The sequence below is a fragment of the Bacillus sp. TH25 genome (assembly GCF_016650935.1).
In the GTDB taxonomy this organism is placed as follows: Bacteria; Bacillota; Bacilli; order Bacillales; family Bacillaceae_G; genus Bacillus_A; species Bacillus_A mycoides.
This window is the reverse complement of record NZ_JAEKEU010000038.1, coordinates 39,579-54,102: the sequence shown is the minus strand read 5'-3', so window position 1 is coordinate 54,102 and position 14,524 is coordinate 39,579. Positions and strand designations below refer to the sequence as shown.

The window sequence follows — 14,524 nt, the reverse complement described above, 5'->3', positions numbered from 1 at the left end:
TATAATTAATGTAGAGTAAATAATATAAAAGGAGAGTACGTAATGGAAATAACAATTGAGCGTTTAGTAAATGAATTAAAGGATGTACTTCCTGAAGAGCAAGTAGTGGTTAATAAGACAGTAAGAGAGTTACATAGTAAAGATGAATCTTACCATAATAGTAGTTTACCTGATGTAGTTGTTTTTCCAAAAACGATGGAAGAGGTTAGAGCAATAATGAAAGTAGCGAGTGAGCATAAAAAACCTGTCATTCCATTTGGAGTAGGTTCTAGTTTAGAAGGTCATATAATTCCTTATGAAAAGGGGATTACAGTTGATTTTTCATTAATGAACAAAATACTTGAAATAAGAGAGAAAGATTTTCTTGTGAAAGTACAACCAGGAGTGACTCGTTCTCAGCTCAATAAAGAATTGAAAAAGTACGGTTTGTTTTTTAGTGTAGATCCAGGTGCAGATGCAACGTTAGGAGGCATGGCTGCTACGAATGCGAGCGGAACGACAGCGGTTAAGTATGGCGTAATGCGTGATCAAGTTCGTGATTTAGAAGTGGTGCTTGCTGATGGGCAAGTGATACATACTGGCAATTTAGCGGCGAAGTCATCATCAGGTTATCATTTAAATGGTATTTTCGTAGGATCAGAGGGTACGCTTGGATGCTTTACAGAGCTAACATTAAAAGTATACGGCATACCAGAACATGTTATGGCTGCGAGAGCATCGTTTCCAACTATAAATGATGCAGTAGAAGCTGTTATTAATATACTGCAAGCTGGCATTCCAATTGCGAGAATAGAACTTGTTGATGAATTATCTATGAAACAAGTAAATCATTATAATGAAACAAATTACAGAGAAGAACCAACACTGTTTTTAGAGTTTCACGGAAATGAAGCAGGGCTAACGCAAGATATCGAGTTTACGAAGGAAATTGTTTTTGATCATAAATGTAAAGAAGTCGCTTTTGAAACTGAAACTGCGGCAAGAAATAAATTATGGAATGCAAGACATAACTTAGCTTATTCTTACGTTCATAGTTATCCTGGTAAAAAGCTAATGAGCACAGATGTATGTGTGCCAATTTCAGAGTTAGCTGGTGCGATTCAAAATGCGAAAGAGACGTTAGATAAGGTGGGCCTTGTTGGTGGTATTCTTGGCCATGTAGGAGACGGGAATTTTCACGTGCTCTTAATGATTGATCCAAATGATAAAGACGAAGTGAAAAAAGCAGATGAAATAAATGAAAGTATTGTACTGTATGCTCTTAAGCGTGGCGGAACTTGTACAGGAGAGCATGGCGTTGGAATAGGAAAGCAGAAGTATCAAGAAGAAGAACATGGTGCGGCATTATTGGTAATGGAGAAAATAAAGAAAGCTCTTGATCCGCAAAATATTTTAAATCCGAATAAAATTTTCAAGCTAACAGATAAGGAATGATGAATTTTGGAGAAACGAATTATACACTTTGAAGGATTGGTCGTCTTATTAGCTGCGATTTATATATATGCATTATGTGGATTTAGTTGGTTATTATTTATCGTATTACTTTTTGCACCTGATTTAGCAATGGTGGCGTACGCTATTAACAAACGTGTCGGTGCACAAATTTATAATCTATTTCACACATATATCATATCAATATTACTTGTTTTAATAGGAGTCTATTTAAAGATGGATACGATTTTAATGATTGGTTTAATATGGACAGCACATATTGGCATGGATCGAATGATTGGGTATGGATTGAAGTATGAGACTGATTTTAAGGATACGCATATTCAGAGGTTATAAAAGTGATTTGAGAAGGATGGATCAATTGAAACGATTTATTATTATTGAAAAATATAATACACAATGGGAAAGTGAATTTTGTAAATTACAGACGTTGATTAATAACGTAATGGGAGAACTCATTCTTTCTATAGAGCACGTTGGGAGTACATCTGTTAAAGGTCTTGCTTCTAAACCGATATTAGATGTCGATGTTGTAATAGAAGATTATGATGTTTTTCCTAAAATAATAAAGAAACTTGAAAAAATAGGTTATTTTCATCAAGAAGAGTGGAGTTTTAAGGGGAGAGAAGCTTTTGGGAGAAAGGATCAATATGTTCCGAGGGACGGGAAGAATACAATTTGGATGGAACATCATTTATATGTATGTGATAAAAATAGTGACGAGTTAAGAAGACATGTGGCGTTTCGTGATTATCTTCGTGGAAATCCAAACGTTGTTATTGAATATGGGAAGTTAAAGAAAGAGTTAGCAGAAACGGCGGAAAATCGCTTGAATTATAGCTTAGGTAAAACGGAATTCATTGAATATGTATTAGAAAAAGCTATGAAGGATAGTTGAATAGAAGAGTTTGTATCAATACGAAAATAGACTAAGGTGGCAGAAATCATATAATGCCACCTATTGTTTTTGAAGAAGAGGTTTTACTATATGAACTGACCTTATAAAACAATTACAATCTGCCCCTGCCAAATAATAAATCTCGTAAATATAATGGGAAATAAGAAGATAAGAAAAGAAAAGAGGGAGCTTATGTACATACCAAAACATTTCACTATACAAGATGAAGAGACGAAGTACGAAATGATTGAACAAAATAGCTTTGCAACTTTATTTTCTCAACATAACGGAGCACCGTACGCAACACATTTGCCTTTATTGTTAAATAAGGCAACACTTACTTTATATGGTCATTTTGCACGTCCAAATGAGCAATGGAAAGATAGTGGAAATCAACAAGTGTTAGCTGTTTTTCAAGGACCACATAGTTACATCTCTCCGTCATGGTATGAAACAAATAAAGCAGTACCAACATGGAACTATGTTGCGGTCCATGTATATGGAGAGTTAGAAATTGTTGAAGATGAACAGGAATTAATAGATTCTCTTCAAGATTTAGTACATAAATATGAAAATCCAAAGAGCACGTACTCACTGAATGATGTAGATCCGAATTATATGGAAGGATTAAGTAGGGGAATAGTTGGGTTCAAAATAAAGATAAATAAAATAGAAGGGAAAGCGAAGTTAAGTCAAAATCATTCTGTGGAGAGAAGAGAATTAGTTATAGAAAAACTTGAGAAAGTTGGTAGTGAGGGGAGTAGGGGGATTGCAGGGTTGATGAAGGAAATAGAGTGAGAGAGAGAATTTATGTGAAATAAAGGGATGGTTCTATTTTTGTAGAAATATATTTTACTTGAAAAAACTGCCTCCGTAGCTCTAGAAGGGAAGAGCGCCGGAAAACAGTGTAGAACCGGGTCGCAAGGCGAAGGTTTCAGAAGCACCGAAAAGCAAATGAGCTGAGACAGGTGAAACTCCTGTCGGTGAAATTCCGTAGGGAAGCGTGTTCCCCTTAGCCTATGCTTACGAAAGGAGTGCGGGTTCGAATCCCGTCGGAGGCATATGGAAAGCCCTGTATGAAGAAATATTCGATTACATTAACTAAATAAGTGCATTTAAAAAAGACCTTCTTAATGGAAGGTCTTTCGTTTTTAAAGCGCTTTTACAGCTGTTGTTGAGTTGTAGTCTTTACTTACGTCAACAGATTGAACAAAGTCAGGTCTTTGTGGTGCAGGAAGATCAGCATGACCCGCTTGGTATGTAATTGAACTATGAATACCAGTAGCTAAAATACCGAAAACAGATAGTCCTAAAAAAACAGAGCCAATTTTTTTAATCATTTCAATGCCCCTTTCTCAAATGTTTTTTCTTTTGCCTGTAACGCCTTATGAAAATATTCGCTTGCCTTAATGTGGTTATTTTCACCATAAAATTTAACAGCTAATTTTTCTGAGTATTCTTGAGTGTAGTTATATAATAATTCTTTGTCGAAATACGTAATTCCTTTAAGAATAATTGTTTCTAATTCTTCAGAAGGAACATTATTATTTATTTCGTTTAGAATTTTAAAATGATATATATATTCTTCATTATTTAATTCCATACAAATTTTTAATCCTTTTTGGATTAACCCCTCAGCAATACTTGTTTCATCTAGTTTAGAGTGTTCTCTTGCTTGTAAGAAGAGAGCTTTGAAATGTGTAGGCCTCTTTTCAGTTACTTCTGATAGGTGACGTATTGCGAGTGTGGAGAGGTTTTGACTGGCATATAACCAACCCAAATTATTACGTACACTTAAAATTAATTCTTTTTCATCGGATTTTTGTAAAAGGTGTATTGCTGAATTATATTGCTCTTCTGCTTGTTCATATTGTTTTAAATATACAAATGAGGCACCTAATGTATTTTTACATAATCCAACTTTAACTTCGTAGCCAGCTTGTTTATTGAAAATCTCTTTAGCCTTTGTCGCATATTCAATAGATTCAATTGGTTGGTAAAAGTGATAATGGAAAATAGCCATTCGATAATAAAATTCAGCCTGCTCTAGATTATCAGTGTTATTTACTAATAATAATTTAGCCTGTTCATAGTGTTCGCTAGCTAAGTTATAGTCTGTGGTTAAAGTTGCATAAATGCCTTTAAAGAAATGATAGTAGTAAGACAGTGGGTGATTAGATGAGATTACGTAAGAATCTATTTTATCAAAACTATCTTTTGAAATGCTTAAACTATCTACTAAAACTTTATATCGAAAATCTAGTAAGGAATGATATAATGCTAAGTTTTCATCTTCCTCAAAGTTTAGTTCCTTTTCCTCAATTTCATGTTTTAAGTTTGTCGCCTGAGACACATCTTGTTTAAGCATAGCTAAATACCAATCATTAAATAATTTCGTAATTTGTTCATTACCTTGTAGTTGAACGTTCATGAAATCCCCTCACTTTTTGAATATTCTTATAAAATATAGTATCAAAAATAACAATATTTAGAAATGATGTTTTATATTTCTCAACATTTATTTAGTAGATTTACTATTAAACAAATTGGAATAAAGATAGTTTTGATATTTAGTTTAAGGAAGGAGGGAGTGGAATTTAGTAAGGATAGCTAAAGGGTGCTTCAGTCCGCTTTTTTGAAAGGGAAATGTATAAAAAGGTGCGTTCACACAATTTGTATGAACACACCTTTTAAAAAAGTATTACACAATCACGTCCCGCAAAAAGTACGATAAGGACGATTAGACGGCACAGGAGGCGTGCAGTAATCCGCTTGTTCTTGAGAATATTCATAAGGATTTGCTAAAGCTTGAAGAAGTTTCTCCATTACGCTATAGTCTCCATCTTTAACAGCTGCTTCTAGTGCTTCTTCTACTCTGTGGTTCCTGGGGATGATTACTGGGTTGTTATTTTTCATCAACTTGTAGGCATCATCTTGTGATTCTTTTTGTCTTTCTAACCGAGATTGCCATAGCTCGTACCATTCTTTAAATTCAGGACTTTCAAATAAAGGTGCATTTTCTAATGTATTGTCAGTTAATGCACGGAATGTATTTGTATAATCTGCTTTATATTTTTCCATCGCTTTTAAAAGTTTCTCAATAAGTGATTGATCATGTTCTTCATTGCTAAATAGTCCTAATTTCTTCTTTATTCCGAGGAACCAATTGTTTTCGTACTGCACGCTAAACTTTGAAATTTCATCTTGTGCAATCTTTAGCGCTACTTCTTCATCTTCGTGTAGAATCGGCATTAAAGATTCAGCTAATCGTGCAAGGTCCCATGCAGCCATATATGGTTGATTTCCGTATGCATAACGGCCTTGTGTGTCAATAGAGCTAAATACTGTTCCTTGATTATAACTATCCATAAAGGCACATGGACCGTAATCAATCGTTTCACCGCTAATCGTTATATTGTCAGTGTTCATTACGCCGTGAATGAAGCCAACGAGTTGCCATTTTGCGATAAGGCTTGCTTGTCTCTTAATGACTTCTTGTAGTAGTGCGACATATGGATTTTCAGTAGATTCAACTTCTGGATAATGTCTTTTTATCGTATAATCAGCTAAAGCTTTGAGATCTTCGATTGAGCCTCGAGCTGCGGCGTATTGGAATGTTCCAACGCGTATATGACTGCTTGCAACTCTAGTTAAAATAGCTCCAGGTAACTTCGTTTCGCGATAGATTGGTTCGCCAGTTGAGACTACTGCTAAACTGCGAGTAGTCGGAATATCAAGCGCATACATCGCTTCACTAATAATATACTCACGTAGCATCGGACCGAGTGCAGCGCGGCCATCACCACGGCGCGAATATGGGGTTGGACCGGAACCTTTCAATTGAATATCAAACCGTTCGCCTGAAGGAGTAATTTGTTCTCCAATTAAAAGGGCACGACCATCTCCTAACATGTTGAAATGACCAAATTGGTGCCCAGCATACGCCTGAGCTAGTGGATGAGCTCCTTCTGGGATTGCGTTACCAGCTAAAAGGGCAACTTCGGCTTCCTTTTTTAATTCCTCAGGAGTAAAGCCAAGAGATATTGCTAAAGAATTATTTAGTTTAATTAACTCCGGTGAGTGTACAGGAGTTGGGGGGATTTCTGTATAAAATGATTGTGGTAAAGTCGTATAACTATTATCTAAATTCCAACTTGCTTCATTATTTTTAGTCATTTTATCTCCTCCTTGGTTATTTTTTTATTATGTATTTGTACGTATGTATTCTTTGTAAAATTAGCTAAAAGTATAATATGATATTTCCCCTTGAAATCTATTGTAAGGACTTCATTGCACTATGTCTATTTAACAGCAAATAATAAAACTCCATTTTAAAAAATGGAGTTTTATTATTATTTGATTTTTACAATTATCTTTCCTTTTGCTCTTCCAGACTCTGAATATTCCATTGCTTTTTGAGTATCTTCAAAAGAGAAAATGCGATCGATTATAGGTTTGATTTGTCCAGATTCAATATACTTTGCAATTATACGTAATTGATCTCCGCTTGGTTTCATAAACAAAAACGAATATTGAGCATTATGCTTTTTTTCAAGTGCAGTAAGTTTTTTGCTTGCTAATGAAAATAAGAGTGTTTTGAAAAATCCTGAACCAAATTCTTTACCGAAGCGAGCATTCGGCATTCCTGAAACGGAAACAATGTTCCCTTCGCTTTTTATAATATCGAATGATTTTTCAAGTGTTGTACCGCCAAGTGTATCAAATACCGCATCATAATTTTTCAGTATATCTTCAAACTTTTCTTTTTTGTAATTAATAATTTCATCTGCGCCAAGAGACTTTACTAAATTTTCACCAGCTTCACTAGCAGTTGTTGCAACAGTGGCACCCATTATTTTTGCTAACTGAATTGCGAAAGTACCAACACCGCCGGATCCAGCGTGAATCAAAATCTTTTGTCCTTTTTGTAATTGCATGATGTCATGTAATGCTTGATATGATGTTAAGCCAACGAGTGGAATCGACGCCGCTTCCTCAAAAGTTAAATTTTTCGGTTTTAAGGCTATATCATCTTCATGAATGGCTATATATTCCGCAAAAGTACCGATCTTATCTTTTCTTGGACGTGCATATATTTCATCACCAACTTTAAATTGAGTCACCTTTGTTCCGACTTTTACAATGACACCAGAAAAGTCATTACCAAGAATAAGGGGCATTTTATATTTAAGTAACAACTTCACTTTTCCATCGCGTATTTTAAAATCAATTGGGTTAATGCTAGCTGCATGAATTTCTGCGAGCACCTCATACTCATTTATTTCAGGGGTGGGCATCTCAGTCATACGTATTGGAACTTTCCCGTACTTATCAATCACCATTGCTCTCATTTCTTATACCTCCAAAGTTCAATAAAAGTTTTGCAGTAGCTTCTCAATATCTAATACAAGATTTTTTAATAATCCTAATTTTGTACGTATGTCAATATAATAAAAGTTCTTTGTACCTTCTTTACGCATTAAAATAATACCAGCTTCTCGTAAAATCTTAAGGTGATGTGATACTGCTGGTCGAGAAAGGTGTGTTTGTTTAGTGATTTCGCCAACACGTAATCCAGTTTGACATTCTGTTTTCATTAGAACTAACAAAATAGCTTGACGTGTTTCGTCACCAATTGCCACTAATACTTTTTGACAATTAATAAAATCTTCTTTAATAACATTTAATTGTTCTTGTTTATTCATTTCAATCACTATACCTCCAATAATTAGTCGAAAGGTTTAAGATGATGAACCATTACATCGATACGGTAATGCTACATGAATGTTGTATGAGCTGCAATATTGAGAAAGAAAATCGAGACGAATCCATTTTTACGTATTGAAAATTATGGAGTATTTATTATAAGGAAGAGAAGGAGTTTTTTTTTTTTTTTTTTTTTTTCTATAGTAATTAATGAATTCAAAAGGTAGAAAATGATTTAACAATACGATGTCTGCCGAGGATAAAGGGTAGCCATTTAACAATAAAATAAGCGGTCGTAACCTTGTATAATTTACAAGGTTACGACCGCTTATAATGTTTTTATTATTTTTGATGTCTATATCAGAGAATAGTTCAAAGTAAAGTAGGGCCTTCTTTTTTATCCTTTCATACACACACAAATTAAGTGACTTGTAGATGTATGAAAGGATAAAAGTAATTTGGGGCGTAATCTATCTATATGATAATTCAAAATGAAATATAAGTCTATATTTTTGTTGGTTTTTTGATTATATTTATGTCACTGAGCTCAGAAGAATATATGTGGAGGGAAAATGTATGGAATCGAAACATGTACCAGTTTTAATTGTTGGAGGGGGATTATCAGGATTATCGTCTGCATTATTTCTTGCGAAACATAACATTGATTATGTACTTATTGAAAGGCATCCGTCTACTGCGATTCATCCGAAAGCGGGTGGAATTACATTTCGCACAATGGAATTATTCCGAGAACTGGGTCTAGAAAAAGGAATTAGATTAGCTGGTAAAGCATTAGAGAATTGTCACGGGAGAATTGCAGTTCAAACAATAGCTGAGGTAAAGCATGAAGAGTTGGAACAAATAAGGGCGGCGCAGTATGAAAATAACGAAAATTTATTTCGTAAAGTGGAAGAGATTAGCCCATCAAAACAAACTGCTTGTTATCAAATTACTTTAGAGGAGATGATGTTACAAGAAACACAGAGATTAGGCGGGAAGCTATCTTTTTATCATGAACTAGTTTCTTATGAGCAAAATGGAAACGGAGTAATAGCAACGATTCGAAATCGTAAAACGAAAGAAGAGAGCATGATTCATTGTGATTATGTAATTGCAGCAGATGGAGCGAAAAGTAAAATACGTGAACAGTTAGGTATTTTAACCGAGGGCCGTGGTACAATCGGTGGTTATTATATGAACATATATTTTGAAGCGGATTTGAGTGAATTTATTAAAGGAGACGCATTCGGTTTTACTATGATACTTCATCCAGAAGTAATTGGTGCGCTTATTCCAGTCGATAACGAAAGTAAATGGATTTATCATGTAGCTTATGATCCAGTAAAAGGGGAGCGACCAGAGGATTTCTCTATAGAACGCTGTAAACAAATTATTCAAACTGCAATTGGAAGTACGGATATTAAGCCAGAAATAGTAAGTGTTTTGCCGTGGGAAGCGAGTGAAAGTACAGCGGTAAAATTTCAGGACAATCGCATCTTTTTAGTTGGTGACTCGGCGCATATTATGCCGCCAACAGGAGGATTCGGTTCAAATACAGGAATACAAGATGTACATAATTTAGCTTGGAAATTAGCGGCTGTTATAAAAGGGAAAGCAAATCCGAAATTGTTAGAAACATACCATGAAGAGCGATATCCTGTTGCAAAATTAACGACGGACCATGCGAGTAGTATATTATTTCGTGCTGCGAATAGAGAGGAAGGTAATTTGAGTAATATGGATAGTTTAGCTGTCACTGCTGGTTATCAGTATTGCTCAGAAGCAATTATAGACGAATGTAACACACCGCATAGAATGAATATAGTTGATTTGAACGGACGCCCGGGAACGCGTGCGCCACATTTTTGGGGAACTTATGAAGGAAAAGAAGTTTCTATACTTGATCGATTTGGTAGCAACTTTGTGTTACTTACTGGAGCAGAGCCTAGTACTTGGACTGAAGCTGCAAATGTTGTTTCATCCCGATTAGGAGTAAAGATAAAAGTGTATCAGGTAGGTTTAACTGGTGATTTTATCGATCACGGTAACTTTTTTAGAAAATTATACGGGATAGAAAATGGAGGAGCGGTAGTAATAAGACCAGATGGATTTATTGGATGGCGTACGGAAAATGAGGTAGTAAAGCCGGGTATATTACTTGAAGAGATAATGAATCGTTTATTATGTAATTAAATATAAAAACACCGCTTGTATTTCAAAAGCGGTGTTTTTATTGCTTACAACTTACAAAAATAAAATATTGTAAGTTGTAAGCGGATGTGCTAATCTTATAACCTACTTGAAAGATGAATTTTTTTGATTGCAACTTACAAATAATAAAAAATGTAAGTTGTTGAAATAACAGAAGATAATTTTATTATGTAAATAAAGTGGACGGTGAGAAGAATGACAGAAAAAGCATTAACGAGAAATGTTGTTTTGGATGCAGCGGAAAAGGAATTGATTAAATATGGATGGAGTAGGACGACGCTTGTTAGTATTGCGAAATCGCTTGATGTTAGTCATGCAGCTTTATACTCTTATTTTCGTAGTAAGGCAGCACTTCGAGACGCTATTTTGGAAAGATGGTTATTAAAGTATTCGGATCAACTTGAGAAAATTAGTGGAAAAGACGGAGAAACAGCAGTGATTTTACAAGAGTGGTTCTTATGTTTGTTCCAACTAAAAAAGAAAGAGTTACTGGAAAATGAAGAGCTATTTACATTGAATAGTTCGTTAGTACAGCAAAAGAATGCTGTTATTCAAAAGCATGAAGAAAGATTAGTTGGACAGCTGGAGAAGGTGATAAATCAAGGGATAGAGCGAAAAGAGATTGAAAAACAAGATAGTTTATTTTTAGCACATACGCTTTTTGGACTCCTATCACCGTTCTACCATCCTGCTTTTTCTGAGCGTTGGAAAGAGGAGGAAATAAACGAAGAATTTCAAAAGTCGTGGGAAATTGTTGCACGTGGCATTTTTCAAAAGTAAAGAACTTCGTATCATATAAGGCTTTCAATCAGAAAAATGGAATGAGAAGGGGAGATTATATGAATCATTATAAAGAAGAACAACAACGTGTAAATGTAGTCATTGAAAAAGTAGACGAGGAACTGAAAGAGCTGGACAGCCGAGTTGGTTCGGTGAAGTCTGAAATTGTAAATATAAGAAAAAACTTTTGGGAAGATGTAAAAGTAAATATAGATAATATTAAAGAGGCGGTTGAAACGGCGGCTAGTATTAGGCAAGAGGCCGAGATTCTTTCTGAAAGGGAGCATACGCATCGACATGCGAAAAATGAATACAATCTTTTAACAAAGATAAAAGATACACCATATTTTGGACGAATTGATTTTAAAGAAGATAAAGAGGCGGGTACTGATGAAATTTATATCGGTATCGGCTCTTTTTATGATAAAGAGACAGATGAATTTTTAGTATATGATTGGCGCGCACCTATTTCTAGTCTTTATTACGATTATTCTTTAGGAAGTACAAAGTATATAGCGCCAATGGGGACAATATCAGGTGATTTACTTTTGAAACGTCAATATATTATCCGAAATGGTAACATTCAAAGTATGTTCGATACAGGTGTAACGATAGGGGATGAACTCCTTCAAGAAGCGCTAGGAAGAAATGCAAGTGAACAAATGAAAAGTATTGTAGCAACAATTCAAAAAGAACAGAACAAAATTATTCGAAACGATAAAAGTGATGTGTTAATTGTGCAAGGAACGGCTGGAAGCGGGAAGACTTCAGCAGCTCTGCAACGTGTTGCTTATTTATTATACCGTTACCGCGGGGCAGTAAATGCGGATCAAATTTTGCTATTTTCTCCGAATGATTTGTTCAATAGCTATATTGCTAACGTCTTACCAGAGCTTGGTGAGGAGAATATGCAACAAACAACTATCCAAGCATACATGGAACATATGATTGGAAAAAGTTTTACTGTAGAAGATCCTTTTTCGCAGTTAGAATACATGTTAACGAAAGAACAGGAAAACGTGTATGAAACAAGGAGAAAAGGGATTCAATATAAATCATCAATTGAATTTATGGGGCTGATTGAAAAGTATGCGAGAAACCTTGGTGAAAAAGGGATGCAATTTCATGATGTAACATTTAAAGGGGAAATAGTCATACATGCAAATGCAATATATGACTATTTTTATTCCCTAAACACAGCCATTTCAATACCGAATCGAATGCAACTGGTAACGGAATGGATTAGTAAAAAATTAAATAGCTTTGAAAAGAAAGAAGCGAAAAAAGAATGGGTAGAGCGGGAAATTCAATATTTAAATAAAGAAGATTATAATCGTTTGTATGAAAAGTTAGAGAAGGATAATCAATTTGATTATTACGAGAAAGAGCATGAAGTGTTAACGAAATATGTAGTGAGAAAGCATTTCCGTTCGTTGCGAAGAAAGGTGAAATCTTTAGCTTTTGTAAATCATTCTGCAATATTTCAGCAGTTCTTTGAAAGGATCCAGAAAGATGTTTTCGCACCGGATGGTTGGGAAGAAATATGTAAGCAAACAGTAAAGTGTTTAGAGGAAAAGCGATTAGCATATGAAGATGTAGCTCCTTATTTATTTTTAAAAGAATTAATAGAAGGTTTTAAAACGAACCATCTTGTGAAATTTGTATTTGTTGATGAAGTACAAGATTATACACCATTTCAATTAGCGTTTATGAAACGACTGTTTCCGAAGGCAAAGTGGACGTTGCTCGGTGATGTAAATCAAAACATTTTCGCTCATGCTAGTAATAGAGGAACAAATATAATTTCAACGTTGTTTGCAAATAGCAAAGTAGAAACCATTCAGTTAAATCGTAGTTATCGCTCAGCAAAACCTATTATTGAACTTACAAAACATATCATTCCGAACGGGAAAGACATTGAAGCTTTTAATCGGGATGGTAAGAAGCCGTTATGTATAAAAGTGAATGATGAACAAGAGCGTGTGGAAAGTATCATTGATAAAGCAAGAGATTTGCAAGAGAAAGGTCATAAATCAATTGCGATCATTTGTAAAACAAATGAAGAATGTATGAAGGCTATGGAGTTAATAGGGGATAAATTAGACTACCATCTTGTGCAGAAAGAAAATACGACTTATGAGAAGGGCGTTGTTATTATTCCTGCTTATTTAGCAAAAGGGATAGAGTTCGACGCTGTTATTATATTTGATGCTTCAAGTGATATTTACAGTAAAGAATCTGAACGGAATTTATTTTATGTAGCATGTACACGAGCGATGCATGAATTATATGTATATTATGCTGGAGAGATTATGGCGATTCTTTCGAAAGTACCGAAAGAATTATTTCAAAACGAAACGAGTAAAGGGAGAGATGCTTAATGGCTAATCAATTAAATGCTTTTCAAAACTGTAGTAAGGAAGTTTCAATGTTATTGTCAATTCCGAAGTATGTAAAATTAGTGCATGAGCATGAAGAACTACGTGACGGTGTAAATGTTGAAATTCAGCGTTATCAAGCAGAAGAACCACTGAATTATGGTGGCTCTCATATAACAACTATTACTTCTCAAAAGAGTAAGCATCTTTTAAGTTACACGAATATGATGCCAGTATACGCTAATAAACTACCTCATAAGGATGAGGCAGAGAAAATAGCGATGGATGTAATGGAAAAGGTTGATCGAAAATATGCAAAGGGCCTAACTTTACTTCGTATAGAAAAACAAACTAGACATTATGTTGACGGGGGACAAACTGTGGAGTTTCCTGTTCTATGGATAAAGATGATGCATAATAACGGAAGTTTTAACTGGATGACAATTGGTGGCGATGGACAAATCATCGAATTTGAGCGTGAAGTACGCTGGGATTATATGATGAGCCGCCGTCAAACAGAAATGTGGTATTACGATGATTGGGTATTGGCGCGCATGGGGGAAGGACCACAATTATTGCCGCCGTCTGCGTTGGCTTAATATGTAAAAGAATATTTGAACAGTGCTATAAATCTATGATAATATACCGCTATCTATGCTTTATCTGTATAATAAAATGAATATAAAGGGCTGAGCGTTATGAGAAGAAAAAGCTATTTTATAAATAATGAAAGTAAGGAAATGTACAATAATGAAATAGTAGTTTCAAATAAAATATATCCTGAAAATCCTACATTAGAAGAACTAAAACAAATGGTTTTTAACGGTGAAATAGAAGAAGTGTTTATTTCTCATTATTACGACGATCGAAAAAGTAATTTAGAACGTGAATCAATAGATGATGTGAGAGCAGACTGGGATACAAAATATCACAATAATATTTGTCTTACTGATGAACCAGTATCTTTAGAAGATTTCCCAGAAGAGTATTGTTTCTTTGCTGAAATGTGGGGGGATGAAAAAGGAAAAGTAATGTTAGTGTTATTTATGCATCATTAGAATGTTCGGGAAGTCTTTATATTGGCTTCCCGATATTTTTT

The 14,524-nt window shown here is 34.8% G+C and carries 14 protein-coding genes; 9 read left to right on the top strand and 5 right to left on the bottom strand.

Going from position 1 to position 14,524, the window contains the following annotated elements; genetic code table 11:
• The first annotated feature begins 42 nt into the window (after positions 1 to 42).
• From JFT89_RS22855 to JFT89_RS22840, 4 genes are all read left to right on the top strand, one after another.
• Positions 43 to 1,434: an FAD-binding oxidoreductase gene (locus JFT89_RS22855; RefSeq protein WP_002066501.1), complete on the top strand. Its 1,392-nt coding sequence runs from the start codon at positions 43 to 45 to the stop codon at positions 1,432 to 1,434.
• 6 nt (positions 1,435 to 1,440) lie between these two features.
• Positions 1,441 to 1,788, top strand: coding sequence for a DUF4260 domain-containing protein (locus JFT89_RS22850; protein WP_016096389.1), 348 nt, complete (start codon positions 1,441 to 1,443; stop codon positions 1,786 to 1,788).
• Between the two features lie 25 nt (positions 1,789 to 1,813).
• A complete protein-coding gene (locus JFT89_RS22845) occupies positions 1,814 to 2,350 on the top strand; it encodes a GrpB family protein (protein ID WP_016096390.1) in 537 nt (178 codons plus the stop codon).
• Positions 2,351 to 2,542: 192 nt separating this feature from the next.
• A complete protein-coding gene (locus JFT89_RS22840; protein WP_201040691.1) occupies positions 2,543 to 3,148 on the top strand; it encodes an FMN-binding negative transcriptional regulator in 606 nt (201 codons plus the stop codon).
• 353 nt (positions 3,149 to 3,501) lie between these two features.
• Here JFT89_RS22840 and JFT89_RS22835 read toward each other — a convergent pair whose 3' ends face one another.
• The 5 genes from JFT89_RS22835 to JFT89_RS22815 form a co-directional block, all read right to left on the bottom strand.
• Entirely contained in the window at positions 3,502 to 3,690 is a 189-nt protein-coding gene (locus tag JFT89_RS22835; protein ID WP_002137631.1) for a Phr family secreted Rap phosphatase inhibitor, read from the bottom strand.
• Complete coding sequence (locus tag JFT89_RS22830) at positions 3,687 to 4,781, bottom strand: response regulator aspartate phosphatase (protein ID WP_002066505.1); 1,095 nt, start codon at positions 4,779 to 4,781, stop codon at positions 3,687 to 3,689. The genes JFT89_RS22835 and JFT89_RS22830 overlap by 4 nt, the downstream gene beginning before the upstream one ends.
• Before the next feature lie 278 nt (positions 4,782 to 5,059).
• Entirely contained in the window at positions 5,060 to 6,526 is a 1,467-nt protein-coding gene (locus JFT89_RS22825; protein WP_201040689.1) for a protein adenylyltransferase SelO, read from the bottom strand.
• A 176-nt stretch (positions 6,527 to 6,702) separates the two neighbouring features.
• Positions 6,703 to 7,701: an NADP-dependent oxidoreductase gene (locus tag JFT89_RS22820; protein WP_002066507.1), complete on the bottom strand. Its 999-nt coding sequence runs from the start codon at positions 7,699 to 7,701 to the stop codon at positions 6,703 to 6,705.
• Between the two features lie 18 nt (positions 7,702 to 7,719).
• On the bottom strand, positions 7,720 to 8,064 hold the full coding sequence (locus tag JFT89_RS22815) for an ArsR/SmtB family transcription factor (protein ID WP_002033417.1): 345 nt from the start codon (positions 8,062 to 8,064) through the stop codon (positions 7,720 to 7,722).
• Between the two features lie 568 nt (positions 8,065 to 8,632).
• Between JFT89_RS22815 and JFT89_RS22810 the strand changes: the two genes are divergently transcribed.
• The 5 genes from JFT89_RS22810 to JFT89_RS22790 all read left to right on the top strand — a co-directional run bounded on the left by JFT89_RS22810 (position 8,633) and on the right by JFT89_RS22790 (position 14,483).
• Positions 8,633 to 10,249 carry an FAD-dependent oxidoreductase gene (locus tag JFT89_RS22810; protein ID WP_002066509.1) on the top strand — a complete coding sequence of 539 codons (1,617 nt, stop codon included), beginning with the start codon at positions 8,633 to 8,635 and terminating at the stop codon, positions 10,247 to 10,249.
• A gap of 213 nt (positions 10,250 to 10,462) precedes the next feature.
• Positions 10,463 to 11,047 (top strand): TetR/AcrR family transcriptional regulator, encoded by a 585-nt coding sequence (locus JFT89_RS22805; protein WP_002066510.1) that lies wholly within the window; start codon positions 10,463 to 10,465, stop codon positions 11,045 to 11,047.
• A 59-nt stretch (positions 11,048 to 11,106) separates the two neighbouring features.
• The gene (gene helD, locus JFT89_RS22800) at positions 11,107 to 13,428 is read left to right on the top strand and encodes an RNA polymerase recycling motor HelD (protein ID WP_016096392.1); all 2,322 of its coding nucleotides are present in this window, start codon (positions 11,107 to 11,109) and stop codon (positions 13,426 to 13,428) included.
• Entirely contained in the window at positions 13,428 to 14,024 is a 597-nt protein-coding gene (locus JFT89_RS22795) for a hypothetical protein (protein ID WP_002066512.1), read from the top strand. Before helD ends, JFT89_RS22795 begins: the two co-directional genes overlap by 1 nt.
• Before the next feature lie 99 nt (positions 14,025 to 14,123).
• On the top strand, positions 14,124 to 14,483 hold the full coding sequence (locus tag JFT89_RS22790; protein ID WP_201040688.1) for a hypothetical protein: 360 nt from the start codon (positions 14,124 to 14,126) through the stop codon (positions 14,481 to 14,483).
• Positions 14,484 to 14,524 lie beyond the last annotated feature (41 nt).

What these genes read in the sequence shown, in the direction of transcription:
- JFT89_RS22795 (WP_002066512.1), top strand. Translation starts at nt 13,428, where the DNA reads ATGGCTAATCAATTAAATGCTTTTCAAAACTGTAGTAAGGAAGTTTCA.
- JFT89_RS22835 (WP_002137631.1), bottom strand. Translation starts at nt 3,690, where the DNA reads ATGATTAAAAAAATTGGCTCTGTTTTTTTAGGACTATCTGTTTTCGGT.
- JFT89_RS22855 (WP_002066501.1), top strand. Translation starts at nt 43, where the DNA reads ATGGAAATAACAATTGAGCGTTTAGTAAATGAATTAAAGGATGTACTT.
- helD (WP_016096392.1), top strand. Translation starts at nt 11,107, where the DNA reads ATGAATCATTATAAAGAAGAACAACAACGTGTAAATGTAGTCATTGAA.
- JFT89_RS22825 (WP_201040689.1), bottom strand. Translation starts at nt 6,526, where the DNA reads ATGACTAAAAATAATGAAGCAAGTTGGAATTTAGATAATAGTTATACG.
- JFT89_RS22790 (WP_201040688.1), top strand. Translation starts at nt 14,124, where the DNA reads ATGAGAAGAAAAAGCTATTTTATAAATAATGAAAGTAAGGAAATGTAC.
- JFT89_RS22810 (WP_002066509.1), top strand. Translation starts at nt 8,633, where the DNA reads ATGGAATCGAAACATGTACCAGTTTTAATTGTTGGAGGGGGATTATCA.
- JFT89_RS22830 (WP_002066505.1), bottom strand. Translation starts at nt 4,781, where the DNA reads ATGAACGTTCAACTACAAGGTAATGAACAAATTACGAAATTATTTAAT.
- JFT89_RS22840 (WP_201040691.1), top strand. Translation starts at nt 2,543, where the DNA reads ATGTACATACCAAAACATTTCACTATACAAGATGAAGAGACGAAGTAC.
- JFT89_RS22820 (WP_002066507.1), bottom strand. Translation starts at nt 7,701, where the DNA reads ATGAGAGCAATGGTGATTGATAAGTACGGGAAAGTTCCAATACGTATG.
- JFT89_RS22805 (WP_002066510.1), top strand. Translation starts at nt 10,463, where the DNA reads ATGACAGAAAAAGCATTAACGAGAAATGTTGTTTTGGATGCAGCGGAA.